At 70.8% G+C, this 24357-nt stretch carries 26 protein-coding genes and 4 pseudogenes; 21 read left to right on the top strand and 9 right to left on the bottom strand.

Features of this window, described 5'->3' with window-relative positions; all coding sequences use genetic code 11:
• The first annotated feature begins 11 nt into the window (after positions 1–11).
• A pseudogene (prmC, locus tag QQK35_RS02450) lies at positions 12–892 on the top strand (peptide chain release factor N(5)-glutamine methyltransferase).
• Here the strand turns inward: prmC and QQK35_RS02445 are convergent.
• Complete coding sequence (locus tag QQK35_RS02445) at positions 813–1523, bottom strand: HAD family hydrolase (protein WP_284252603.1); 711 nt, start codon at positions 1521–1523, stop codon at positions 813–815. The pseudogene prmC and the gene QQK35_RS02445 overlap by 80 nt on opposite strands.
• On the opposite strand from QQK35_RS02445, the pseudogene QQK35_RS02440 reads away from it, so the two are divergent.
• The 3 genes and pseudogenes from QQK35_RS02440 (at position 1522) to QQK35_RS02430 (ending at position 3957) form a co-directional block, all read left to right on the top strand.
• Positions 1522–2225, top strand: a pseudogene (locus QQK35_RS02440) (L-threonylcarbamoyladenylate synthase). The gene QQK35_RS02445 and the pseudogene QQK35_RS02440 overlap by 2 nt on opposite strands.
• The gene (locus tag QQK35_RS02435) at positions 2216–3508 is read left to right on the top strand and encodes an MraY family glycosyltransferase (protein WP_284252601.1); all 1293 of its coding nucleotides are present in this window, start codon (positions 2216–2218) and stop codon (positions 3506–3508) included. The pseudogene QQK35_RS02440 and the gene QQK35_RS02435 overlap by 10 nt, the downstream one beginning before the upstream one ends.
• A complete protein-coding gene (locus tag QQK35_RS02430; RefSeq protein ID WP_284252599.1) occupies positions 3505–3957 on the top strand; it encodes a Cg1360 family ATP-synthase-associated protein in 453 nt (150 codons plus the stop codon). Before QQK35_RS02435 ends, QQK35_RS02430 begins: the two co-directional genes overlap by 4 nt.
• Before the next feature lie 88 nt (positions 3958–4045).
• Here QQK35_RS02430 and QQK35_RS02425 read toward each other — a convergent pair whose 3' ends face one another.
• Positions 4046–4231: a hypothetical protein gene (locus QQK35_RS02425; protein ID WP_284252597.1), complete on the bottom strand. Its 186-nt coding sequence runs from the start codon at positions 4229–4231 to the stop codon at positions 4046–4048.
• Here QQK35_RS02425 and atpB point away from each other — a divergent pair.
• The 10 genes from atpB (at position 4230) to QQK35_RS02375 (ending at position 12353) form a co-directional block, all read left to right on the top strand.
• Positions 4230–4919 (top strand): F0F1 ATP synthase subunit A, encoded by a 690-nt coding sequence (gene atpB, locus QQK35_RS02420; RefSeq protein WP_344202252.1) that lies wholly within the window; start codon positions 4230–4232, stop codon positions 4917–4919. The genes QQK35_RS02425 and atpB overlap by 2 nt on opposite strands.
• A gap of 48 nt (positions 4920–4967) precedes the next feature.
• Positions 4968–5189 carry a F0F1 ATP synthase subunit C gene (gene atpE, locus QQK35_RS02415; protein ID WP_284252595.1) on the top strand — a complete coding sequence of 74 codons (222 nt, stop codon included), beginning with the start codon at positions 4968–4970 and terminating at the stop codon, positions 5187–5189.
• A 29-nt stretch (positions 5190–5218) separates the two neighbouring features.
• A complete protein-coding gene (locus QQK35_RS02410; protein WP_284252593.1) occupies positions 5219–5809 on the top strand; it encodes a F0F1 ATP synthase subunit B in 591 nt (196 codons plus the stop codon).
• Entirely contained in the window at positions 5809–6600 is a 792-nt protein-coding gene (locus tag QQK35_RS02405; protein WP_284252591.1) for a F0F1 ATP synthase subunit delta, read from the top strand. Before QQK35_RS02410 ends, QQK35_RS02405 begins: the two co-directional genes overlap by 1 nt.
• Positions 6601–6635: 35 nt before the next feature.
• Positions 6636–8273: a F0F1 ATP synthase subunit alpha gene (gene atpA / locus QQK35_RS02400; protein WP_284252589.1), complete on the top strand. Its 1638-nt coding sequence runs from the start codon at positions 6636–6638 to the stop codon at positions 8271–8273.
• A 38-nt stretch (positions 8274–8311) separates the two neighbouring features.
• Complete coding sequence (locus tag QQK35_RS02395; RefSeq protein ID WP_284252587.1) at positions 8312–9214, top strand: F0F1 ATP synthase subunit gamma; 903 nt, start codon at positions 8312–8314, stop codon at positions 9212–9214.
• 77 nt (positions 9215–9291) lie between these two features.
• Entirely contained in the window at positions 9292–10704 is a 1413-nt protein-coding gene (gene atpD / locus QQK35_RS02390; protein WP_284255577.1) for a F0F1 ATP synthase subunit beta, read from the top strand.
• Position 10705: 1 nt separating this feature from the next.
• Positions 10706–10966, top strand: a complete 261-nt coding sequence (locus QQK35_RS02385) for a F0F1 ATP synthase subunit epsilon (protein WP_284252585.1) — start codon at positions 10706–10708, stop codon at positions 10964–10966.
• 37 nt (positions 10967–11003) lie between these two features.
• Entirely contained in the window at positions 11004–11594 is a 591-nt protein-coding gene (locus tag QQK35_RS02380; protein WP_284252583.1) for a P-loop nucleotide/nucleoside kinase family protein, read from the top strand.
• A gap of 12 nt (positions 11595–11606) precedes the next feature.
• A complete protein-coding gene (locus QQK35_RS02375) occupies positions 11607–12353 on the top strand; it encodes a YaaA family protein (protein ID WP_284252582.1) in 747 nt (248 codons plus the stop codon).
• A gap of 18 nt (positions 12354–12371) precedes the next feature.
• On the opposite strand, the pseudogene QQK35_RS02370 reads toward QQK35_RS02375, so the two are convergent.
• Positions 12372–12943, bottom strand: a pseudogene (locus QQK35_RS02370) (DNA-3-methyladenine glycosylase I).
• A 5-nt stretch (positions 12944–12948) separates the two neighbouring features.
• The gene (locus QQK35_RS02365) at positions 12949–13491 is read right to left on the bottom strand and encodes a methylated-DNA--[protein]-cysteine S-methyltransferase (protein WP_284252580.1); all 543 of its coding nucleotides are present in this window, start codon (positions 13489–13491) and stop codon (positions 12949–12951) included.
• A gap of 112 nt (positions 13492–13603) precedes the next feature.
• On the opposite strand from QQK35_RS02365, the pseudogene QQK35_RS02360 reads away from it, so the two are divergent.
• Positions 13604–14476, top strand: a pseudogene (locus QQK35_RS02360) (aldo/keto reductase); the annotation flags it as partial.
• Positions 14477–14563: 87 nt separating this feature from the next.
• Here the strand turns inward: QQK35_RS02360 and QQK35_RS02355 are convergent.
• From QQK35_RS02355 to QQK35_RS02345, 3 genes are all read right to left on the bottom strand, one after another.
• Positions 14564–15103 (bottom strand): TspO/MBR family protein, encoded by a 540-nt coding sequence (locus QQK35_RS02355; protein WP_284252578.1) that lies wholly within the window; start codon positions 15101–15103, stop codon positions 14564–14566.
• Positions 15104–15167: 64 nt separating this feature from the next.
• The gene (locus tag QQK35_RS02350) at positions 15168–15737 is read right to left on the bottom strand and encodes a YceI family protein (RefSeq protein WP_284252576.1); all 570 of its coding nucleotides are present in this window, start codon (positions 15735–15737) and stop codon (positions 15168–15170) included.
• 37 nt (positions 15738–15774) lie between these two features.
• Positions 15775–16239, bottom strand: a complete 465-nt coding sequence (locus QQK35_RS02345) for an Lrp/AsnC family transcriptional regulator (RefSeq protein ID WP_284252574.1) — start codon at positions 16237–16239, stop codon at positions 15775–15777.
• Between the two features lie 110 nt (positions 16240–16349).
• Here QQK35_RS02345 and QQK35_RS02340 point away from each other — a divergent pair, with 110 nt between their 5' ends.
• The 6 genes from QQK35_RS02340 to QQK35_RS02315 all read left to right on the top strand — a co-directional run bounded on the left by QQK35_RS02340 (position 16350) and on the right by QQK35_RS02315 (position 23802).
• Positions 16350–17786, top strand: coding sequence for a gamma-aminobutyraldehyde dehydrogenase (locus QQK35_RS02340; protein ID WP_284252572.1), 1437 nt, complete (start codon positions 16350–16352; stop codon positions 17784–17786).
• A gap of 236 nt (positions 17787–18022) precedes the next feature.
• On the top strand, positions 18023–18349 hold the full coding sequence (locus tag QQK35_RS02335; protein WP_284252570.1) for an FHA domain-containing protein: 327 nt from the start codon (positions 18023–18025) through the stop codon (positions 18347–18349).
• On the top strand, positions 18346–19089 hold the full coding sequence (locus QQK35_RS02330; RefSeq protein ID WP_284252569.1) for a PP2C family protein-serine/threonine phosphatase: 744 nt from the start codon (positions 18346–18348) through the stop codon (positions 19087–19089). The genes QQK35_RS02335 and QQK35_RS02330 overlap by 4 nt, the downstream gene beginning before the upstream one ends.
• A gap of 128 nt (positions 19090–19217) precedes the next feature.
• A complete protein-coding gene (locus QQK35_RS02325; RefSeq protein ID WP_284252567.1) occupies positions 19218–20648 on the top strand; it encodes a serine/threonine-protein kinase in 1431 nt (476 codons plus the stop codon).
• Complete coding sequence (locus QQK35_RS02320) at positions 20645–22768, top strand: Ig-like domain-containing protein (protein WP_284252564.1); 2124 nt, start codon at positions 20645–20647, stop codon at positions 22766–22768. The genes QQK35_RS02325 and QQK35_RS02320 overlap by 4 nt, the downstream gene beginning before the upstream one ends.
• On the top strand, positions 22675–23802 hold the full coding sequence (locus QQK35_RS02315) for an Ig-like domain-containing protein (RefSeq protein ID WP_284252561.1): 1128 nt from the start codon (positions 22675–22677) through the stop codon (positions 23800–23802). The genes QQK35_RS02320 and QQK35_RS02315 overlap by 94 nt, the downstream gene beginning before the upstream one ends.
• Here QQK35_RS02315 and QQK35_RS02310 read toward each other — a convergent pair.
• Complete coding sequence (locus QQK35_RS02310; protein ID WP_284252559.1) at positions 23756–23950, bottom strand: hypothetical protein; 195 nt, start codon at positions 23948–23950, stop codon at positions 23756–23758. The two genes, QQK35_RS02315 and QQK35_RS02310, sit on opposite strands and share 47 nt — an antisense overlap.
• An 18-nt stretch (positions 23951–23968) precedes the next feature.
• Positions 23969–24160, bottom strand: a complete 192-nt coding sequence (locus QQK35_RS02305) for a hypothetical protein (protein WP_284252557.1) — start codon at positions 24158–24160, stop codon at positions 23969–23971.
• Positions 24161–24357: the final 197 nt, after the last annotated feature.

Raw genomic sequence — 24357 nt, 5'->3', positions numbered from 1 at the left:
TCCTCGCCGAGCTGCGCCAGCGCGGCCTCGAGGCCCTGCGGGACGCCGGCGTGCCGACGCCCGAGGCCGACGCCGAACTGCTCCTCGCTCATGTGCTGGGCATCGGTCGCGGCCGTCTGCAGGCGATGATCGTCGTCGGCACGGGCACGGGCACGGGCACTGGCATCGACCCGGATCCCGGGATCACTCCCGCGCGGCGCAGCGCCTTCGACGACGCGGTCGCGCGACGCGCCCGCCGCGAGCCGCTCCAGCACATCACGGGCACAGCTCCCTTCCGCTCCCTCGAGCTCGCCGTAGGCCCCGGCGTCTTCGTGCCGCGGCCCGAGACCGAGACGGTCGCGCAGCTCGCGATCGACGCGCTGCAGGCGGTGCCCACGCCCGAACCCGTCGCCGTCGACCTCGGCACCGGGTCCGGCGCGATCGCTCTCGCCCTCGCGACCGAGGTGCCGCACGCCCACGTCGTCGCCCTCGAGCGCTCGCCCGAGGCGCATGCCTGGGCGGCGCGCAACATCGCCGCGACCGGCGCCGCCAACATCCGGCTCGAGCTCGGCGACCTCGCCGATCCCGATGCGCTCCTCGAGCTCGACGGCACCGTCGACGTCGTCGTGTCCAACCCGCCGTACATCCCCGACGACGCCATCCCGCGCGACCCCGAGGTGCGGCTGTTCGACCCGCGGGCCGCGCTCTACGGGGAGCGGACGGGCTCGACCCGATCCGCGCGATCTCGGCCCGCGCGGCCGCGCTGCTGCGCCCCGGCGCGATGCTCGTGCTCGAACACGGCGAGCTGCAGGGCGCCGCGGTGCGCGCGCTGCTCACCGCCGACGGCTGGCGCGCCGCCGCGACCACACGCGACCTCCTCGGGCGCGACCGGGCGACGACCGCCCTGCGTTAGCGGGGGTCGGCGAGGGGTTCCGCCCGGAACGCCGTGAAGGCCTCGATCGCCGCGACCAGCGACGCCGCGTCGGTGAACCGGTGTGCGGTGATGCCCACCGATTCGGCGCCGGCCACGTTCTCCGGCAGGTCGTCGGTGAAGAACACCTCCGACGGCTCGCGCCCGTACGCCTCCAGCAGGGCGAGGAACACCCCGGGTCGGGCTTGCGCGCCCCGTAGAAGCTCGAGGTGTGCAGCTCCGAGCCGAACAGCTCCGCGATCTCGGGCGCCAGCGTCGCCAGATGCGCCTCGACGAGAGGCCCGTTGTTGGTCAGCAGGGCGACCTCGCCGAGCTCCGCGGCCCGCCGCACGGCCGCGAACGACTCCGGCCACGGGGTCATGGCCGCGCGCCGGATGCGCAGCCAGTCGTCGACCGGCACCGGCATCCCCATCGCCGTCTCGAACGCCGCGTGGTACTCGCCCGCGGTCGCGTAGCCGCCGGCCTCGGCGCGCCACTCGCCGTCGTCGTGCCACCAGCGTCGCCGCAGCTCGACGAGGTCGTGCCCGGTCAGCTCCTCCAGGAGCCCCATGCGCACGCGCCAGTCGTACCGGTACAGCACATCGTCCATGTCGAAGACGAACAGGAGGGGCATGTGGCCCAAGTCTAGGATCGCAGGTGTGCCCGCCTTCGACACCACGGATGCCGCCCAGCTGCTTCAGGGCATGCGCCTCGCGCGGGCGGCGCTGAAGCGCGGCGAGCTCGTCGTCATCCCCACCGACACCGTCTACGGCATCGCCGCCGAGGCGTTCGCGGCGCCGGCCGTGCAGAGGCTGCTCGACGCCAAGGGCGCGACCGCACGGCCCCGCCGCCGGTGCTCGTGCCCGGGCTGCCGACCCTCGACGCGCTCGCCGAGGTCGTGCCGGATGAGGTGCGGGCGCTCGTCGGCGAGTTCTGGCCCGGCGGGCTGACGGTGATCCTGCGCGCGCGCTCCACCCTCGACTGGGATCTCGGCGAGACCCGCGGCACGGTCGCGCTCCGGATGCCGCGCCACCCGATCGCGCTCGAGCTCCTGGCCGAGACCGGCCCGCTCGCCGTCTCCTCCGCGAACAAGACGGGCCAGCCCGCCGCGACCACCGCGGCCGAGGCCGAGGCGCAGCTCGGCGACGCGATCGAGGTCTACCTCGAGGCCGGTCCGAGCGCCGAGTGGTACGCCCCCGAGCATCAGCGATCCGGTTCGACGATCGTCGACGCGACCGCGCTCGAGCACCCGGACGGCAAGCTCACCATCGTGCGGCACGGCGTCATCCCCGACGAGGAGATCATCCGGGTCGTGGGGGCCGAACGGTGCGGATAGTCTTCTACATCGCGGCGGGCGGCAGCGCCGCCGTCGTGACATTCCTGTTCTCGCTGCTGACCTACAAGCTGAGCACGCGGTTCCGGCTGTACCCGAAGATCCGCGAGCGCGACGTGCACACCCGTCCGACGCCGCGGCTGGGCGGGGCGGCACTGTTCCTGGGCGTGGTGGCGGCGTTCCTCGTGGCGAGCCGCTTCCCGCCGCTCGCCGTCGCGTTCTCGGAGCCGGTGCGCGTCATCGCCGTGCTCGGCGCCGCCGCGATGATCGTCGCGATCGGCATCGCCGACGACATCTGGGACCTCGACTGGCTCACCAAGCTCGCGGGCCAGATCATCGCGGCCGGCCTGCTCGCCTGGCAGGGCGTGTCGATCACCTGGATCCCGCTCCCCGGCACCGTCGTCCCGCTCTCGCCGTACATGTCGCTGGCGATCACGGTCTTCCTCGTCGTGCTGGTGATGAACGCGATCAACTTCATCGACGGGCTCGACGGGCTCGTGGCCGGCGTCGCGATCATCGCCAACGGCGCCTTCTTCGTCTGCGTCTACGTCATCACCTACGGCCCGACCGAGCAGTCCAGCTACTTCAACCTGCCGGAGCTGATCGCCGCGATCCTCGTCGGGGCCTGCGTCGGGATGCTTCCGCTGAACTTCCGCTGGGGCGAGAAGCGGCCCGCCAAGCTCTTCATGGGCGACGGCGGGGCGCTCCTGGTCGGCATGCTCATGGCCGCGTCGACCATCTCGCTCACGAGCTCGGTCGACCTGCCCGGAGGCACCGGAGCGATCGACGCCTCGCGGTACGCCTCGGCGTTCGCGCCCGTGATCCTGCCCTTCGCCGTGCTCATCGTGCCGCTGCTCGACTTCGGCCTCGCGATCCTGCGCCGGCTGCGCGCCGGCAAGTCGCCCTTCAGCGCCGACCGCAAGCACCTGCACCACCGCCTGCTCGACATGGGCCACTCCCACCTGCACGCCGTGCTGATCTTCTACGCCTGGACGGCGGCCATCGCCCTCGGGTGCGTGCTGCTGCTGTTCGTTCCCTGGTGGATCGCGTTGGCGGTCACGCTCGCGGGTCTCGTCGTGTGCGGCACCGTCACGCTCTCGCCGCTCAGCCGGCGCAAGGCGATCGAGGCCGTCGCCCAGAGCTCGCCGCCCACGGGACCCATCGGGGTCGCGCGCTTCGACCCCCTCGATGAGGCGGGCGAGGTGTCGCCGACCCGGGCCGAGACCGATCGGATGCTCGAGCACCTGCATCCCGACCCCCTGCATTCCGACAAGGAGTCCGCATGAGCGTCACCCCGATCCTCACGCGCGCGCTGCGCTACGGCGCGTTCGTCGCCGTGGCCGTCGCGATCGGCGCGAGCGTCATCGGATTCGTCGTGGCCGGCATCGCGGGCCTGGCGGGCGGGCTCATGGGGGCGGCCATCGCCTTCGTCTTCCTCGGCCTGACCGCGGTCAGCATGCTCGTCGGCGGCCGCGTCACGAAGAACGACGGCACCAACCCCGCCTTCTATGCCGTGGTGGTCGGGGCGCTCTTCGTCAAGCTCGTCGTCTTCGTCGTCGCGGCGCTGCTGCTGCGCAGCGCGACCTGGATGAACCCGACGGTCTTCGCGATCGCGGCGATCGTCGCGGTGCTCGGCTCGCTCATCGCCGATCTGATCGCGTTCGTGCGCGCCCGGGTGCCGTACGTGAGCGATGTGAAGCTGCCCGGCGAGCGTCATGACGACGGGGCATCCTGAGGGCGCTCCGGCCTGATAGGCTCGGAGTCAATCCTCCCCTCGATCGCCGCGCGTCGAGCGCCCCGATATCGGAGAAAGTCCTGAAGGCTCAACCGCTCTCCTCTGCCCGGCTCATCCGCAACGCTGCGCTCGCCGTCCTGGCCGCCATCCTGGTCGCCGCCGGGATCTTCGCGCTCACCGCGGGGCCCGCGGACTTCCATCCGCCGTCGATCGACGAGTTCTTCCCGAAGGCCGTCCTCTTCGCGGGCACGCCCTTCGCGCTGAACCGGATCATGCTGATCCGGATCCTGGTGGTCGTGGTCGTCGTGCTCCTGCTGTGGCTGGGCTCACGCCGTATGAAGATCGTGCCGTCGCGCGGGCAGCTCGTCTTCGAGTTCGCGCTCAACTTCGTCCGCAAGAGCATCGTCATCGACACGCTCGGCGAGAAGGACGGCAAGCGGTTCATGGGGCTGCTCATGGGCATCTTCTTCACCGTGCTCGGCATGAACCTGACGTCGACGATCCCCGGGCTCCAGATCGCCGCGTCGGCGAACGTCGGACTCCCGCTCGTCCTCGCGGTCGTCGCCTACGTGGCGTTCATCTACGCGGGCATCAAGCGCTATGGCCTCAAGTACTTCAAGAACGCACTGATCCTGCCGGGCGTCCCGGTGGTGCTGATCCCGTTCCTGGCGATCCTCGAGTTCCTGTCGACCTTCATCGTCCGGCCGGTCACGCTCATCCTGCGACTCCTGATGAACATGGTCGCCGGCCACATGCTGCTCGTGCTGTGCTTCTCGGCGACCCAGTTCTTCATCGTCACCCTGCTCTTCTCCGGCAACTTCCTCGGGCTGCTCGGCATCGGCAGCTTCGCCTTCGGCATGGCGTTCGTCGGGCTCGAACTCTTCGTCGCCGCCCTGCAGGCCTACGTCTTCGCCATCCTGACCGCCATCTACCTGCAGATGGCGCTGGCCGAAGAGCACTGATTCATCGGTCATCACGACCAGAAAAACCACCCTCGAAAGGAAAACCCCATGGACGTCGCCGGACAGCTCGCTCCGCTCGCCTTCGGTCTCGCCGTCATCGGCTCCGGTATCGGGGTCGGCTACGTGATCGGCAAGACGATCGAGTCGGTCGCCCGTCAGCCCGAACTGCAGGGTCGCCTGCAGGGCCTGATGTTCCTCGGCATCGCGCTCGTCGAGGCGCTCTGCTTCATCGCGATCGCCGTCGCCTTCATCCCGTTCCCCAAGCCGTAATCCAGCCCACCGATTCGTAAGGAGTCCGGATGCGCGACGCATTCGTCCGAGCGGCGGGAGACGACAACCCCAGCCTGCTGATCCCGAGCATCCCCGATCTGTTCTGGGGCACGCTCGCGTTCGTGGTGATCCTGGCGTTCGTCATCTGGAAGGTCGTACCCCGCATGAACGCCGCGCTCGACGCGCGGCGCGAGGCGATCGAGGGCGGCCTCAAGAAGGCCGAGGAGGCGCAGGCCGGTGCGGCCGAGGCGCTCGAGAAGTACAACGCGCAGCTCGCCGAGGCGCGATCCGAGGCGGCCCGCATCCGCGAGCAGGCGCGCGAGGATGCCAAGCGCATCCGGGCCGATCTGCTCGAGCAGGCGCAGGCCGACGCCGAGCGCGTGAAGACGAACGCCCAGGCGACGATCGAGGCCGAGCGCGCCGCCGCGCTGTCCTCGCTGCGTATCGAGGTCGGCTCGCTCGCCCTCGGCCTGGCGTCGACGGTCGTAGGCGAGAGCCTGAGCGACGACAAGCGTTCGGCGGGCATCGTCGACCGGTTCCTCGCCGACCTGGAGACCGCGGACGCCGCGGCGGCCCAGGCGGGAAGGTCGCCGGCTGAGAGGGCACGGTCGAGCAGGTAATGGGTTCCGCATCCCGCCAGGCGCTCCGCACCGCCATCGACGTCCTCACCGCCGCGAAGGGCGTCTCCGTCGCGACCGGTGAGCAGCTGATGACGGCCGGCCGTGCCGTCGAGGAGTCGGGGCAGCTGCGCACACTGCTCGGCGACCCGGCGATCGCGCCCGACGAGAAGTCGGCGATCGTGGCGAAGATCTTCCCGGGTCTCGAGAAGACCGCGGCGAGCCTGCTGACCGGCATCGTGCAGTCCCGGTGGTCGAACGGCGACGAGCTCGTGGCCGGCATCGAGGAGGTCGGCGTGCGCGCGATCGCGCAGGGCGACGGCCACACCAAGGCGATCGAGGCGGAGCTGTTCGCGTTCGCGCGCATCGTGGCGAGCGATCCGGAGCTCGAGCTGGCGCTCGGCAACAAGCTCGCCGAGGGCGAGTCGAAGGCCGCCCTCGTCGATGCACTGCTCGGGAAGAAGGCGCATCCCGGCACCCTGGCGATCGTCGACCACCTCGTGCGCAGCCCTCGCGGCCGTCGCGTGGGGGAGATGTTCGCGCAGGCGGCCGACGTGGTCGCCGCATCCGGAGGACGCCGCATCGCCACCGTCACCTCGGCGGCTCCGCTGAGCGCGAAGCAGCAGGACCGCCTGGCGGCCGCGCTGAAGAAGACGTACGACAGCGACATCCAGCTCAACGCGGTCGTCGACCCGGCCGTGATCGGCGGGGTCCGCATCCAGATCGGCGACGACGTCATCGACGGCACCGTCGCGGCGCGGCTCGCCGACCTCCGACTCCAGCTCGCCGGCTGACCCGGCACCAGTTCCACCCAGTAGAGGGAATCCCCATGGCAGACATCACCATCAGCCCGGACGAGATCCGCGACGCGCTGCAGAGCTTCGTCTCGTCGTACCAGCCGCAGAAGGCGAACGCGACCGAGGTCGGCACCGTCGTCGACACGGCCGACGGCATCGCCCACGTGGAGGGCCTCCCCGGGGCGATGGCGAACGAGCTGCTGCGCTTCGCCGACGGCACGCTGGGCCTCGCGCTCAACCTCGACGAGGACGAGATCGGCGTCATCGTGCTCGGCGACTTCGGCGGCATCGAGGAGGGCATGGAGGTCACCCGCACGGGCGAGGTCCTGTCGGTCGCCGTCGGCGACGGCTACCTCGGCCGGGTCGTCGACCCGCTCGGCGCCCCCATCGACGGCCTCGGCGAGATCGCGACCGAGGGCCGCCGCGCCCTCGAGCTCCAGGCGCCCGGTGTGATGCAGCGCAAGAGCGTGCACCAGCCGATGCAGACCGGCATCAAGGCCATCGATGCGATGATCCCGATCGGCCGCGGCCAGCGCCAGCTCATCATCGGCGACCGCCAGACCGGCAAGACCGCGATCGCGATCGACACGATCATCAACCAGAAGGACAACTGGGCCTCGGGCGACCCCGAGAAGCAGGTCCGCTGCATCTACGTCGCGATCGGCCAGAAGGGCTCCACGATCGCGGCCGTGAAGGGCGCCCTCGAGGACGCCGGGGCGATGGAGTACACGACGATCGTCGCAGCTCCGGCCTCCGACGCCGCGGGCTTCAAGTACCTGGCCCCCTACACCGGCTCGGCGATCGGCCAGCACTGGATGTACGGCGGCAAGCACGTGCTGATCATCTTCGACGACCTGTCGAAGCAGGCCGAGGCCTACCGGGCCGTGTCGCTGCTGCTGCGTCGCCCGCCGGGCCGCGAGGCGTACCCGGGCGACGTGTTCTACCTGCACTCCCGTCTGCTCGAGCGCTGCGCGAAGCTCTCGGACGAGCTGGGCGCGGGATCGATGACCGGGCTGCCGATCATCGAGACCAAGGCGAACGACGTGTCGGCCTACATCCCGACCAACGTGATCTCGATCACCGACGGCCAGATCTTCCTGCAGTCCGACCTGTTCAACGCGAACCAGCGCCCGGCGGTCGACGTCGGCATCTCGGTGTCGCGCGTCGGCGGCGACGCCCAGGTCAAGTCGATCAAGTCGGTCTCCGGCACGCTCAAGCTCGAGCTCGCGCAGTACCGGGCGCTCGAGGCGTTCGCGCTGTTCGCGTCCGACCTGGATGCCGCGAGCCGTCGCCAGCTCGACCGCGGCGCCCGGCTGACCGAGCTGCTTCGCCAGCCGCAGTACTCGCCGTTCCCGGTCGAGAAGCAGGTCGTGTCGATCTGGGCCGGCACCAACGGCAAGCTCGACGAGGTGCCGGTGGAGGACGTGCTGCGCTTCGAGGCCGAGCTGCACGACTACCTCGAGCGCAACACCGAGATCCTCGCCACGATCCGCGACACCAACGTGTTGAGCGACGACACCAAGTCCGAGCTCGAGAAGGCGGTCGACGCGTTCTCGAAGGAGTTCGTGACCGGGGCCGGCGACCCGCTCGGCAGGCCGGGCGTCGAGGAGTTCGAGGCCACCGACGTCGAGGACGTCAACCAGGAGAAGATCGTCAAGTCGAAGCGCTGACGAACCCCCGACCCGAGCGATAGAGAGGAGGCGATCCCATGGGAGCACAGCTCCGCGAGTACCGCGCCCGCATCCGCAGCGCGCAGACCACGAAGAAGATCACGCGTGCGATGGAGCTCATCGCGGCCAGTCGCATCCAGCGTGCGCTCGCCCGCGTCAAGGCGTCCGCGCCGTACGCGCGTGCGGTGACCCGCGCCGTGTCGGCCGTCGCCACCTACTCCAACGTCGAGCACGTACTCACGACCGAGCCGGAGAAGATCGAGCGCGCCGCGATCGTCGTCTTCGCCTCGGACCGCGGGCTCGCGGGGGCGTTCAACGCCAACGTGCTGCGCGCCGGCGAGGAGCTCGCCACCCTGCTGCAGAGCCAGGGCAAGGATGTCGTCTACTACCTGATCGGCCGCCGCGCGGTGGGGTACTTCTCCTTCCGCAAGCGCGCGTTCGAGCAGGTCTGGGCGGGCGACACCGACACCCCGCAGTTCGGTACGGCGCAGGAGATCGGGCAGGAGCTCGTGCGGCGCTTCGTGCAGCCGACGAGCGAGGGCGGGGTCGACGAGATCCACATCGTCTACAACCGCTTCGTCTCGATGCTCACTCAGGAGCCGGAGGTCGTGCGTCTCCTGCCGCTCGAGGTCGTCGAGGGCGTCGAGGCGCCCGAGGATCGCGACGCGGCGTTCCCGCTGTACGAGTTCGAGCCGGATGCCGAGGACGTGCTCGACGCCCTGCTGCCCGTCTACATCGAGTCGCGCATCTACAACGCGCTCCTGCAGTCGGCCGCCTCCAAGCACGCGGCGACGCAGAAGGCGATGAAGTCGGCCTCCGACAACGCCGACTCGCTCATCCGCGACTACACCCGCCTGGCGAACAACGCCCGTCAGGCCGAGATCACCCAGCAGATCTCCGAGATCGTGGGCGGCGCCGACGCCCTGAGCTCGGCGAAATAGACGTAAGGAATAACCATGGCTACTGCGACCAAGAAGGCCCCCGCCGCGAAGGCCGAGTCCCCGCGGGCGTCGGCCGCATCGCGCGCGTCACCGGCCCCGTCGTCGACATCGAGTTCCCGCACGACGCGATCCCCGAGATCTACAACGCGTTGAAGACCACGATCACCCTCACGGGCGACGAGGAGTCGGCGACCGAGATCACGCTCGAGGTCGCGCAGCACCTCGGCGACGACGTCGTGCGCGCGATCGCCCTGAAGCCCACGGACGGCCTGGTCCGCGGCCAGGAGGTGCGCGACACCGGCGCCCCGATCTCCGTGCCCGTCGGCGACGTCACCAAGGGCAAGGTCTTCAACGTGATCGGCGAGATCCTCAACGCCGAGCCGGGCGAGAAGATCGAGATCACCGAGCGCTGGCCGATCCACCGCAAGCCGCCGGCCTTCGACCAGCTCGAGGCCAAGACGGAGCTGTTCGAGACCGGTATCAAGGTCATCGACCTGCTGACCCCCTACGTGCAGGGCGGCAAGATCGGCCTGTTCGGCGGTGCGGGCGTCGGCAAGACGGTGCTCATCCAGGAGATGATCTACCGCGTCGCCGCCAACCACGGTGGTGTCTCGGTGTTCGCCGGTGTGGGCGAGCGCACCCGTGAGGGCAACGACCTGATCGGCGAGATGGAGGAGGCGGGCGTCTTCGACAAGACGGCCCTCGTCTTCGGTCAGATGGACGAGCCGCCGGGAACGCGTCTGCGCGTGGCGCTGTCGGCTCTCACGATGGCGGAGTACTTCCGCGACGTGCAGGGCCAGGACGTGCTGCTGTTCATCGACAACATCTTCCGGTTCACCCAGGCCGGCTCCGAGGTCTCGACGCTGCTCGGCCGCATGCCGTCCGCGGTGGGCTACCAGCCGAACCTGGCGGACGAGATGGGCGTGCTCCAGGAGCGCATCACCTCGACCCGCGGTCACTCGATCACCTCGCTGCAGGCGATCTACGTGCCTGCCGACGACTACACCGACCCGGCTCCGGCGACGACGTTCGCGCATCTCGACGCGACGACGGAGCTCTCGCGCGAGATCGCGTCGCGCGGTCTGTACCCGGCCGTCGACCCGCTCACCTCGACCAGCCGCATCCTCGACCCCCGGTATCTGGGCGAGGACCACTACCGCGTCGCGACGACCGTCAAGCAGATCCTCCAGAAGAACAAGGAGCTGCAGGAGATCATCGCGATCCTGGGTGTCGACGAGCTCTCCGAGGAGGACAAGATCACGGTGTCGCGTGCGCGCCGGATCCAGCAGTTCCTCTCCCAGAACACCTACATGGCCACCAAGTTCACCGGTGTCGAGGGTTCGACGGTGCCGCTCAAGGACACGGTCGAGTCGTTCGACGCGATCGCCAAGGGCGAGTTCGACAACGTGGCCGAGCAGGCGTTCTTCAACGTCGGCTCGATCAGCGACGTCGAGGAGAAGTGGGCGCAGATCCAGAAGGAGAACGGCTGAGATGGCCGACCTGACGGTGAGCGTGGTCTCGGCGGACGCCGAGGTCTGGACGGGGAGCGCCAAGCAGGTGGTCGCCCGCACCCAGGTGGGCCAGATCGGCCTGCTCGCCGGCCACCAGCCGGTGCTGGGGATCCTCGCCGAGGGCGAGGTGCGCATCACCACCACCGACGGCTCGATCGTCACCGCGAAGGCGGAGGACGGCTTCCTGTCGATGCAGAACGACGTCGTGACGATCGTCGCGGGCACCGCAGAGCTGGTCTGAGCATCCGGGCCAGCACCCCGGCACTCGGAGTCCTCACATGACCGAACTCGGCGCGATCACCGAACCCGGGGTCCGGTCGGCGGTTCCGCAGCTCATCGTGACGGCCGGGCTGCCGGCCACGGGCAAGAGCACCATCGCGGAGGTCGTCGGCAACCGCCTGGGCCTGCCGATCGTCTCCGTCGACCCGCTCGAGTCGGCGATTCTGAGCGCCGGCATCGCCCCCGACCAGCCGACCGGTCTCGCCGCCTATCTCGTCGCCGAGACCATCGCGGAGGCGGTGCTCGTCGGCGGTGCCGGCGTCATCGTGGATGCGGTGAACGCGGTCGAGCCCGCTCGCGAGCAGTGGGTGCGCCTGGCCGGCCGACAGAATGTGCCGGTCAAGTTCCTCGAGGTGGTGTGCTCCGACCCGTTGCTGCATCGCGCGCGGCTCGAGAAGCGCGATCGCGAGCTGCCGCATCTCGCCGAGCCCGACTGGCACGCCGTCGAGCAGCGCACCGACGAGTGGGAGAGCTGGTCGGGTTCCAGTGCGGCCGTGCCGCGCATCACCCTGGACTCGGTGCAGCCGCTCGGCAGCAATGTCGAGCACGCGCTCGCGTTCATCCTCGGCGGCGACGCGCACGTCGCCTGAGCGGCGTCCCCCGTGCTTCTGCTGCTCCCGCCGTCGGAGACCAAGCGCGACAGCGGTTCGCCGGGCACCGCGCTCGACCTCTCCGCGCTCTCGCTGCCTGCCCTGACGCCCCAGCGCGTGGCCGCGGTCGCGGCGTTGCGCCGGCTGTGCCGCACGAAGGGCGCCGCCATGGCGGCGCTCAAGCTCGGCCCGAGGCTCGCCGGCGAGATCGAGCGCAATCGGGCGCTGCTCACCTCGCCGCTGCTGCCCGCGATCGACCGCTTCGACGGCGTGCTCTACGACGCCCTGGATTCCTCCTCGCTGAGCGATCAGGCCCGCAGCTTCGCGGGCGAGCACGTGCTCATCGCCTCCGCGCTGTTCGGGATGGTCGGTGCGCTGGATCTCGTGCCGGCCTATCGGATGTCGCCCGACTCCCGGCTGCCCGGCATGCCGCTCGGGCGGCACTGGTCCGAGCCGGTGCGCGCCACCCTCGCGGCACGCGCGGGCCAGGAGCTCGTGCTCGACCTGCGCTCGGAGGCCTATGCGGCGCTCGGCCCCGCTCCCGAGGGGTCCTGGTTCGTGCGTGTCGTCGCGGACGACGGTGCGGACCGTCGCCGCGCCCTCAACCACTTCAACAAGCACGGCAAGGGCGAACTCGTCCGCCGGATGCTGGATGCCGGGATCGACCACCCCGACCTGGCGTCGCTCCGGACGTGGGCGGCCGCGACCGGCATCCGCCTCGAACACGGAGCGCCGGGCGAGCTGGATCTCGTGGTGTGACGCGGGCGACCGGGTGGGTCAGGCGCCGGCCGCCCGCCAGCACCCCTGCGCGTGGTCGTCGACCATGCCCGTCGCCTGCATGAGCGCGTAGATCGTCGTCGGTCCGACGAACCGGAACCCGCGCTTCTTGAGCTCCTTGCTGAGCGCGACCGACTCGGGCGTGGTCGCCGGGATCTCGCCGGCGCGGGGCGCGACCGTGCGAGCCGGCGGCGCGAAGCTCCACAGCAATGCGTCGAGCGCCCCGGGCGCCTCACGCACGAGCTCCGCGGCGACGCGCGCGTTGGAGATCGTCGCGTCGACCTTGGCGGCGTTGCGGATGATGCCGGGATCCGCCATCAGCCGCGCGACGTCGGCATCGTCGAACGCCGCCACCGCGTCGATGTCGAAGCCCGCGAACGCGGCCCGGAACGTGTCGCGGCGGCGCAGGATGGTGATCCACGACAGCCCGGCCTGGAACCCCTCCAGGCTCATCCGCTCGAACAGCTCGCGGTCGCCGTGCAAGACGGTGCCCCACTCGTCGTCGTGGTAGCGGAGGTACTCGGGGCCGATCCGGCCCACCCGCAGCGCGCCCGGCCGTCCGCGCCGACGATGACGCTCACGCGGCCGGGAGATCGAGCTGGACGGCCGTGGTGTCGGCCGGCACCGTGTGCGCGATGCCCTCGTGCTCGAGCAGCCACGACTTGGTCGGGATGCCCTCGCCGCCGCTGTAGCCCGTGATGCGGCCCGAGACGCCGAGCACGCGGTGACACGGCACGATGATCGGCACGGGATTGGCCCCGACGGCGCCGCCCACGGCCCGGCCGGCCGTGGGCCTGCCGGTGGCGTGGCCGAGCTCGCCGTAGGAGATCACCTCTCCCCACTGCAACTGCACGAGCTGTTCCCACACCGCGAGCTGGAAGGCGGTGCCGGCCAGTTCCACGGGGACATCGAAGTCGTGCCGGTCGCCCGCGAAGTACTCGGCCAGCTGGTCGGCGGCGCGATCGAGGACCGCGTCGCCGTGCTCGGCCTCCTCGTCGTGCGGCAGCGAGCCGGCGTGCTCGATCGCGAGAGAGGTGATCGCGCGCCCGTCGCTGACGACCTCAATGCGGCCGATGGGGGAGTCGATCCGACGCAGGTGCAGGGATCCGTCGTTCGTCATGTGCACGACAGTAGCCGCGCCCCCGACATCTCCTCGCGGGAATCGGACATCGCGTGGAGAGCCGATCCGCCGGACGCGTGGGGTGGAGTAACGCCCGCCCTAGGCTGGACGGGTGGATGCTCGTCCCCTCGGTTCCGCCCCCTTCGCCGTCTCGGTCGCGGGCCTCGGATGCAACAACTTCGGCCGTCCCGATACGGCCACGTTCGGGCAGGAGGGCACCGACGCCGTGGTCGCCGCCGCCCTCGAGGCGGGCATCACGTTCTTCGACACGGCGGACATCTACGGCGCCGACTACGGTCTCAGCGAGACCCGCCTCGGCGCGGCGATCCGGGGCCGCCGCGACGACATGGTCATCGCCACGAAGTTCGGGCATACGGGCGCACCGAGCCCGATCGAGGGCGCCAAGGGATCACTCGCCTACATCCGTGCCGCCGTCGAGGGATCGCTCCGGCGGCTCGGCACCGACCGCATCGACCTCTACCAGCAGCACACCCCCGACCCGTCGGTGCCGATCGAGGAGACTCTCGGCGCGCTCGACGAGCTCGTCGTGGAGGGCAAGGTGATCGCGATCGGCAACTCGAACTTCGATGCCGACCAGATCGCTGCGGCCGAGACGGCAGCCGGCCGGCTCGGAATCGCCCGCTTCGTGAGCGCGCAGAACGAGTACAACCTGCTGAGCCGTTCGGTCGAGCGCGATGTCCTCCCGGCCGCCCGGGAGGCCGGACTCGGCTTCCTGCCGTTCTTCCCGCTCGCCAACGGGCTGTTCACGGGCAAGTTCTCGCGCACGGAACGCCCCGCCGACAGCCGGATCGCCCGGCAGCGTCCGCACGTGCACGAGAACGCGCCGTGGGACGCGATCGAGGCCTACGAGGCGTTCTGCGCCGAGCGGGGCATCACGATGCTCGAGGCGACGTTCGGCTGGCTGCTCGCCCAGCCGGCGCTCTCGAGCGTCATCGCCGGTGCGACGAGGCCCGACCAGGTGCGTGCGAACGCGGCGGCCGCGACCGCCTGGGTGCCGTCTCCCGAGGAGATCGCGACGATCTCCGGCCTCTTCCCCCGACCTGACCCGCGATCAGCGGTTGAGCACGATCACGGCCGCGTTGAGGGTGGTGGCGTAGAGCACCCAGGCCCCGTACGGGATCAGCAGCACGGCAGCGATCCGGCGCACCGCCCAGAACCGGATCGTCGTGATGAGCACGAGCACGTCCAGCGCCACGATGATGGCGAGCGCGATCCACCAGCCGGCGGCGCCGACGGCGGGATACAGGCCGAAGAAGACGGGGGTCCAGAGCGCGTTCAGCACGAGCTGGCCCACGTAGAGCCCCAGCGCCGTGCGCCGGCGGCGCGGATCGGCCGGCGTGCTGCGCCAGATCAGCCACGCGGCGATCGACATGAGGGCGTACAGCACGGTCCAGACGGGGCCGAAGACGGCGTTCGGCGGGCTCCAGGACGCTCTCGCGGCGCCGGCGTACCAGCCGTCGACCTCACGGATCGTGGTGGTGGCGCCGAGGGCCGCGACCGCAGAGGCGATCACCAGGAACGCGACGAGGGCGACGATCGACCGCGCCAGCGTGGGGGAGCGGGAGGGCCGGGATGCCGCATCCGTCGACATCCCACGACGCTACGCCGGCCGGCGACCTCGGTCGGGAGGCCGCCAGCCGGCTGTCAGAAACGGGTCACTTCTGCAGGACGACCTGCAGTTCCATCGAGATGGACACGTCGTCGCCGAGGGTCATGCCGCCGGCCTCGAGGGCCGCGTTCCAGCTGACGCCGAAGTCGTGGCGGTTGATCTTCGCGGTCGCGCTGGCGCCGGCCTTGACCGTGCCGTCGTCGGTCACGACGACGCCGCCGAACTCGCCGGTCAGGGTGACCGGCTGGGTGACGCCGCGCAGCGTCAGCTCGCCCGTGACGGTGAAGTCGTCGCCGTCGATGTCGAAGCCGGTCGAGCGGAAGGTCATGTGCGGGTGCTGCTCGACCAGGAAGAAGTCGCTCGAGCGGAGGTGGTTGTCGCGGTACTCCTGCTTGGTGTTGACCGATGCCACGTCGACGACGGCCTCGATGGTGGACTCCGCGGGATCGGCGGCGGTCACGATCGTCACGTCGAAGGAGTCGAAGGTGCCGCGCACCTTGGTCACCTTGAGGTGGCGCACCGTGAAGGAGAGCTCGGAATGCACCGGATCGAGCTTCCAGGTGCCGACGCGGTAGTCGGGATGCAGGGCGGCCGTGGTCGTTGACGTGTCACTCATGCTCCATGCAAGCGCATAGAGCTGTCGGGTATTCCCGTCAGCGGGTGCCCCAGTTGTAGTACTGCTTGTGCAGCCGCAGGTAGACGAACGTCTCCGTGGACTGCACCCCCTCGATGCCGCGGATGCGCGAGTTGAGCAGTTCGATGAGGTCGTCGTCGTTCTCGCACACGACCTCGACGAGGATGTCGAAGCTGCCCGCGGTGAGCACGACGTAGTCGACGGCCGCGAGCCGTCCCAGTTCCTCGGCGACCCGCGTCGTGTCGCCCGCGACCCGGATGCCGATCATCGCCTGCCGGTAGAAGCCCAGCTGCATGGGGTCGGTGACCCCGACGATCTGCAGCACCCCGGACTCCTGCAGGCGCTGCACCCGCTGGCGCACGGCGGCCTCGCTCAGCCCGACCTTCTTGCCGATCTCCGCGTACGAGCGGCGGCCGTCCTGCTGCAGCTGCTCGATGATCCCCTTGGAGACGTCGTCGAGGGTCACGGGCTTGCGGGTCGCCATCTTCCAATTCTGCACAGTCCACCGATTCTGTCAGCCGACTCCGGGCGCGACAAGCGGATCCGCAGCCCGTGCCCCTTCACCCAGTGGGAAGCGCTCGTTACGCTCGGTGCATGGCCGACCCCACCCTCAGGAACTTCATCGACGGCGCCTACGTGGCCGCGACGGGCGACGCCGGGTTCGACGTGATCGACCCGGCGACCGAGAAGACGTACGCCACCTCGCCCGTGTCGAGCGCCGCGGACGTCGACACGGCCTACCGCGCGGCGGCGGCCGCGTTCGAGACGTGGGGCGAGACGACGCCGGCCGAGCGTCAGCTCGCTCTGTTCCGCATCGCCGACGAGATGGAGAAGCGCGCCGACGAGTTCGCCGACCTCGAGTCCCAGGACACGGGCAAGCCGCGGACGACCCTCGTGGAGGACGAGATCCTGCTGTCGGTCGACCAGATCCGGTTCTTCGCGGGGGCGGCCCGCGTGCTCGAGGGTCGCAGCGCCGGCGAGTACATGGCCGACCACACGAGCTTCATCCGCCGTGAGCCGGTCGGCGTCATCGGCCAGGTCACCCCCTGGAACTATCCGCTCAACATGGCGGTGTGGAAGGTCGCGCCCGCCATCGCGGCCGGCAACACGACGGTGCTGAAGCCCTCCGACACGACGCCGCAGTCGACGCTGCTGCTCGCCGAGATCGCCGCGGAGTTCCTGCCGAAGGGCGTGCTCAACGTCATCACGGGCGACCGCACCACCGGACAGCGGATGATCGAGCACCCGATCCCGCAGATGGTCTCGATCACCGGCTCGCTGCGCGCCGGCATGGAGGTCGCCGGGACGGCCGCGCTCGACGTCAAGCGCGTGCACCTGGAGCTCGGCGGGAAGGCGCCCGTGATCGTGTTCGACGACGCGGACATCCCGAAAGCCGTCGAGGGGATCGCCACCGCCGGCTACTTCAACGCCGGCCAGGACTGCACGGCCGCGACCCGGGTGCTCGTGCACGAGCGGGTGCACGACGCGTTCGTCGCCGAGCTCGTGCGGTGGGTCGGGGAGAACGTCACGACGGGCGACCCGCGCGATGCCGGCACGTTCTACGGACCCGTCAACAATGCGAGCCAGTTCGAGCGCGTGCTCGGCGTGATCGACGCGCTGCCCTCGAACGCCCACGTGGAGACCGGTGGCGAGCGCCAGGGGTCCGCCGGGTACTTCATCGAGCCGACCGTCGTGACCGGCCTCGCCCAGACCGACGACGCGATCCAGAACGAGATCTTCGGCCCCGTCATCACGGTGCAGCCGTTCGCCGACGAGGCGACGGCGCTGGCCTGGGCCAACGGCGTGAAATACGGCCTCTCGTCGAGCGTGTGGACCAGGGACCACGGCCGCGCGATGCGCTTCGCCAAGCGACTGGACTTCGGCTGCGTCTGGATCAACACCCACATCCCCCTCGTCGCGGAGATGCCGCACGGCGGGTTCAAGCACTCCGGGTACGGCAAGGACCTCTCGATGTACGGCTTCGAGGACTACACGCGCATCAAGCACGTCATGAGCTTCATCGGGGAATGACGCGGCGCGGAGTAGCCTCGGCCCGTGGCACCCGACCACGTCGAGGATCCGACGGCGCTGGATGACGAGACCGTCCTGCGCGCGCCGGTGATCGTCGCGCCCTCGGCGGGCCCCGATCTGGACGACACGATCCTGACGGCGGGGCGTCCCGCGCCCGCCGCGCCCGTGCCCGTCCCGAGCCCGCCCCCGCAGTGCTCGCCCCGGCCGAGGCGCCCGCCCCGCGCGGGGCTCCCCGCGTGCGCATGCCGGACGGCGGCGTCGTGGAGATCGAGGGCGGCACCGTGTACGTCGGGAGGAGCCCGACGCTGCCGCGCGTGCCGGCATCCGGCATCCCGCAGCTCGTCGCCGTGCCGTCCCCGCGCCGGGAGGTGTCGTCCACGCATCTGGCCCTCAGCGCCGTCGGCGGCACCGTCGTCGTGCGCGACATGCTCTCGACCAACGGCACCGTCGTGAAGGCGCCCGGCGTGCCGGCGCGCACCCTGCTGCGCGGGGAGTCGTCGGTGATCACCGCCGGCACCCACCTCGACCTCGGCGACGGCAACGTGATCGAGGTGCTGGGATGACGATCGTCGGGCGCGACCGGCGCGAACGCCACATCCCGTTGCCCGACCGCGGCGAGCTCGTGCTGGCCTGGGCGGCCCGCACCGACACCGGGCACAAGCGACAGGCGAACGAGGACAGCGCCGTCATCGGCTTCCCGATCTTCGCGATCGCCGACGGCATGGGCGGGCATTCGGCGGGCGATCGGGCCAGCGCGATCGTCGTCGAACGGCTCGGGCGCGAGCGCGGGGCGGCGTTCCTCGACCTGGCCCGCCTCGAGGCCGCGATCGTCGAGGCCGCGCACGACATCGACACCCTGGGCGACGGGATGCCGGCGGGCGTCGGCACGACCCTCACCGGTGCGGCCCTCGTGGTCGACGACGGCGAGCCCGTCTTCGCGGTGTTCAACATCGGCGACAGCCGGGTCTACCGCTTCGAGAACAACGAGCTCGCCCAGCTCACCGTCGACCACTCGGTCGTGCAGGAGCTCGTCGACGCCGGCATGATCGAGCGACGCGACGCGGAGCACCATCCCGAGGCCAACGTCATCACGCGCGCGATCGGGTTCCACGACGATCCGGACCCCGACGTGTGGGCGGTGCCCGCGCACGCCGGGCTGCGGCTGCTGCTGTGCTCGGACGGTCTGACGAAGGAGATCGGCGACGACCGCATCCGGCTGCACCTCGCCGCCGGGATGCCGCCGGGGAGACGGCCGCGGCACTGGTCGACGCCGCGCTCGCGGCCGGCGGACGCGACAACGTGACGGTCGTCATCGTCGACGTGCTGGCCGTCCGCGACACCCTCGACACGCCTTCCCCCGTTAGGGGACGCGACCGGGGAACCCAGGGGCCTCTGCCTAGAATGGGGCGTTTCGGCGCTTGGGAGAGGGGAATGGTGGCCCGTCGTCTGCCCTCGCAGCCCCCTGTCCTGCCCGGCTTCTCCTTCGTGCACGTGCTCGGCTCGGGCGGCTTCGCCGACGTCTTCCTCTACGAGCAGAACATGCCCCGGCGCCAGGTCGCGGTCAAGGTCATGCTGAGCGAGCTGGTCAACGACCAGGTGCGGCAGATGTTCCAGGCCGAGGCCAACCTCATGGCCCAGCTCAGCGCGCACCCCTCGATCCTCACGGTGTACCAGGCGGGCGTCTCCGGCGACGGCCGTCCGTATCTCGTCATGGAGCTGTGCTCGGCCTCGCTCAGCGAGCGCTACCGGCGCGAACGGATCCCGGTCGCCGAGGTGCTGCGCATCGCCGTCCGGATCGGCAGCGCCGTCGAGACCGCCCATCGGGCGAGCGTGCTGCACCGCGACATCAAGCCCTCCAACATCCTGCTCACGGCGTACGGGCATCCGGTGCTCTCCGACTTCGGGATCGCGTCCACGATCGCCGCGGTGCGCGAGGAGGACTCCGTCGGGCTCTCGATCCCGTGGTCGGCGCCCGAGGTGCTGCTCGACGAGACCGGCGGCAGCGTCGCGAGCGAGGTGTGGGCCCTCGGCGCCACCGTGTACTCCCTGCTCGCCGGGCGCTCGCCGTTCGAGGTGCCGGGCGGCTCGAACTCCTCGAGCGACCTCATGTCGCGGATCGCGCGGGCCAAGCCGCAGCCCATCGGACGTGCGGATGTGCCCGCGAGCCTCGAGGAGCTGCTGCGTCGCACGATGTCGCGCCGTCCGGAGCAGCGGCCGGCGAGCGCGCTCGAGTTCGTGCGCGAGCTGCAGCAGATCGAGACCGAGCTCGGGCTGGCGCAGACGCCGATCGAGGTCGCGACCGACGACTGGGCGCTCGGCACCGTCTCGGACCTGGAGGACCGCACCCGGCTGCGGTCGCTCGCGAACGGCCGGGATGCCGCGCCCGCGCGACGTCGGCGGCGGGCGGCGGCTCCCGCGAGCCCGGCGGCGCCGGCCGCGGTGCGCACGGTCCATGACGCGAGCTCGCCGAAGCGCCTCACGGGCGCCTCGCCCTGGCGCCTCATGCAGCGGACCACGTGGGTGCTCGTCGGCGCCGCCGCGCTCGTCGTCGTGCTCGGCGCCATCACGCTCGCCGTGCTGCTGCGCGTGGGGGCCGCGTCGCACGAGATCCCCGTCGTGTCGAACATCGAGGCGCGGCAGCAGGGCAACTCGGTCGTGTTCACCTGGCCCGACCCCGGACTGCAGGACGGTGACGTCTACCAGGTCGCGACCGGCACCGACGCCCCGGCCACGCAGCCCTCGGCACGCTTCGTCGTGACCGCATCGCCGGGTGAGACGGTGTGCATCACGGTGACGGTCAACCGCGACGGCAAGACCGGTGATCCGAGTGCCCAGAAGTGCCTGGACGTGGATGCCGGATGATCGGCCGCTGGATCGCCGCCCACAAGTCGGTCGTCGCCACCGCGGCGATCGGCACGGCGGTCGCGGCGGTCGTCGCGACCCTCGCGATCGTCTCGACGGGCTACACGGCGCAGAAGCTCGACCTCGGCGACGGGTCGGTGTGGGTCGCGAATGGGCACGACCAGGTCATCGGCCGTGCGAATCCGGCCGTGCTCGAGCTGAACTCGGTCGTCCACAGCAAGGGCGCGCAGCTCAGCGTGGCCCAGGCCGGTGACGAGGTGCTGCTGGTGGACCGGGCCGACGCGACCGTCTCGATCGTCGATCCGGCCACCTCGACCGCCGGGCAGCCGATCGCGCTGCCGCCGCAGCAGCCGCAGGTCGCGGTCGTCGGCGACCGGGTCGCGATCTACGAGGGCGGCACCGGCCAGCTCTGGCTGGTCGACGAGGATCAGCTGCCGTCGTTCGACGCGACCGGGCCCGCGACCCTCGACCTCGGTGCGCACTCGGTCATCTCGACCGGGCCGGACGGCACCCTCATCGCGTACGCGCCCTCGACCGGCAAGGTCTTCCGCGTCGACGCCGCGACCTCGGATGTCGTCGACGACCAGTGGCGCGCGACCCTGGCCAAGGGGTCGACCTACCAGACGACCTCGGTGGGCCGGCAGTGGGCCGTGCTCGATGCCGGGGCGCGCGTGCTCCAGCTGCAGGGCCGCACGGTCGACCTCTCAGGGCTGCTGCCGAGCGCCTCCGACCCCGTCCTGCAGCAGCCGGGACCGGCGGCCGACCGCGTGCTGATCGCGAGCGATCAGGGGCTCGTCTCCGTGCCGCTGGACGGCGGGGCGCCGATCCGGCTGGTCTCCAACCGCTCGGGAACGCCGGCCGCCCCGCTCGTGCTCGGGCAGTGCGTCTACGCCGCGTGGAGCTCCGGCGCGGGATGGCGGCGCTGCGGCACCGCCGCCGCGTCCGAGCTGCGCCTGCCCGGCATGGTCGGCTCGGCGGCGCTGTCGTTCCTGGTGAACACGGAACGGGTCGTGCTCAACGACGCCCGCGGCGGTGCGTCCTGGGCGGTGCAGCACGGCGGGCAGCTGATCGACAACTGGAGCGACCTGATCACGAAGGACGATCAGCAGCAGCAGAAGCAGAACGACCAGGACGTGCCGCCCGACGTCGACCCCCAGCAGAAGCCGCCGGTCGCCGTCGACGACTCGTTCGGGGCCCGACCGGGTCGTTCGAGCGTGCTGCCCGTGCTGCTGAACGACTACGACCCGAACGGCGACGTGCTGGTCATCGACTCCTTCGACCAGCTCGATCCCGCTCGGGGCCGCATCGACCTCATCAACAGCGACCAGGAGCTGCAGATCACCCTGCCGCCCACGGCGTCCGGCACGATCGACTTCGGGTACACGATCTCCGACGGTCGCGGCGGCACGGCGGCGGCGACGGTGCAGGTCGCCGTCCGCACGCCGAGCGAGAACTCGCCGCCGCAGCAGGTGCGCACCACCAAGACGACGGTGGAGCAGGGCGGCCGAATCTCGACCCAGGTGATGGCCGACTGGGTCGATCCCGACGGCGACCCCTTCTACCTCGTCGACGCGGTCTCGACCAGCGGCGATCTCGTGACCCACACGCCCGAGGGCGTCGTCACCTTCTCGGACGGCGACGCCGGCTCGAACGCCAAGTCGGTCACCCTCACGATGTCGGACGGACGGGCCCAGGGCGGCGGCAGCCTCTCGGTCACCGTCAAGCCGCCGGGCCAGGTGCCGATCACGGTGGAGGACTGGGCGGCACCCGCGACGGCCGGCGTGCCCTCACGCTCAACCCGCTCGATCACGTGCGCGGCGGCGACGGCACGATCCGGCTCAATGCGGTGCCGGCGAAGTCGGGTGCGACGATCACCCCGAACTTCGCCGACGGCACGTTCAGCTTCTCGAGCGACCAGGTCGGCACGCACTACGTCGACTTCACGGTCACCGACGGCACGCACGTCGCCTCCGGACTCGTGCGCATCGTCGTCGCCTCACCGGATGCCGACAGCAAGCCGATCACGGTGCCCAAGACGATCTTCGTGCCCGCACTGTCCAGCCAGACGATCGATCCCACGTCGACCGACATCGACCCGGCGGGCGGGGTGCTCGTCGTGACCGGCTTGGAGAACGTGCCGGTCAACGGATCGGTCGAGGCCGAGGTGCTCGATCAGCACGAGGTCCGGGTCACGCTCACCCGGCCGCTCGACAGCACGACGGTGGGCTTCAACTACCGCATCAGCAACGGGCTGGCCGACTCGCTCGGCACGATCTCGGTCGTCGAGATCCCGGAGCCGACCGAGCTGCAGCCGCCGGTGGCCGTCGACGACCAGGTGACCGTGCGCGTGGGCGACACCATCGACATCCCGGTGCTCGACAACGACTCCCAGCCCGACGGCAAGCCCATCACGCTGGTGCCGAAGCTCGCGCAGCCGCTCTCGGCCGGAGGCGGTCTGCTGTTCGCGTCGGGCGCGGTGCTGCGCTACCTCGCGCCGCGGACCGCGGGCAACTACTCGGCGATCTACTCGATCGCCGGACCCGACGGGCAGACCGCCGAGGCGACCGTCTCGATCTCGGTGCGCGAGGTGAACGCCTCCACCAACAACCCGCCGGTACCCCGGCGCGTCGTGGCGCGCGCGCTCGCGGGAGGCGACTCGATCAAGGTGCCGATCCCGCTGAGCGGCATCGACCCGGACGGCGACTCGGTGTCGCTGATCGGGGTCGCGAGCAATCCGCAGAAGGGCTCCGTGCTCGCCGTCGGCGCCGCCGACATCGAATACCAGGCCGGCCCGTACTCCTCGGGAACCGACACCTTCCAGTACACCGTCGTCGACGCGCTCGGTGCACGCGCGACCGGCACCATCCGGATCGGCATCAGCGCCCCGCTCGCCGGCGCGCGCAATCCGGTGGCCAACCCCGATCGCGTCCAGGCGCGGCCGGGCCGCACGATCTCGGTGCAGGTGCTCGCGAACGACTCCGATCCCGATGGCAGCCCGCTGACCGTGACCGGGGTGAAGGCGAACACGCCGGGCACCAAGGCCCGGGTCGTCGGGGGCGGATCGTGCAGCTCACCCCGCCGAAGACGCCCGGCACCTACGCGGCGGTCTACACGATCCAGAACGAGTACGGCGGCACGAGCTCCAACTTCGTGACCGTGACCGTCGACCCCAAGGCGCCGCTCGCGTACCCCGTGGTCCAGGACACGGTGCTCACGGTGAGCGACGTCATCGACCGCACGAGCCTCGACGTCGCGGTGCTCGACAACGTGTTCTTCGCCGACGGTCCGGTGTCGTCGCTCACGGTCGGGTTGCTGCCCGGCTACGCCGGCGGCGCCGAGGTGCAACCCGGGGGCGACATCCGGGTGAAGGTGGGGGCGAAGAGCCAGATCATCCCGTTCTCCGTGACCCACCCCGACGACTCGAGCATCCGGTCGTACGGGTTCATCCGGGTGCCCGGCACCGACGACGCGCTGCCGCAGCTGAACACGAAGGCGCCGCCGCTCGTCGTCAAGAGCGAGCAGACGCTCACGATCGACCTGGACGACTACGTCGTCACGCTGGCCGACCGGGGCGTGCGGATCACCGACGATGCCACGGTGAAGGCGACCCACGACAACGGCGACGACCTGGTCGCCGACGCGCACACGCTGCACTACACCTCGGCGGCGCGTTACTTCGGTCCGGCGTCGATCACGTTCGAGGTCACCG

It is taken from the genome of Pseudolysinimonas kribbensis, from assembly GCF_030161895.1.
In the GTDB taxonomy this organism is placed as follows: domain Bacteria; phylum Actinomycetota; class Actinomycetes; order Actinomycetales; family Microbacteriaceae; genus Pseudolysinimonas; species Pseudolysinimonas kribbensis.
The sequence above is the reverse complement of the archived record's forward strand: the minus strand, read 5'-3'. Positions and strand labels throughout refer to the sequence as shown.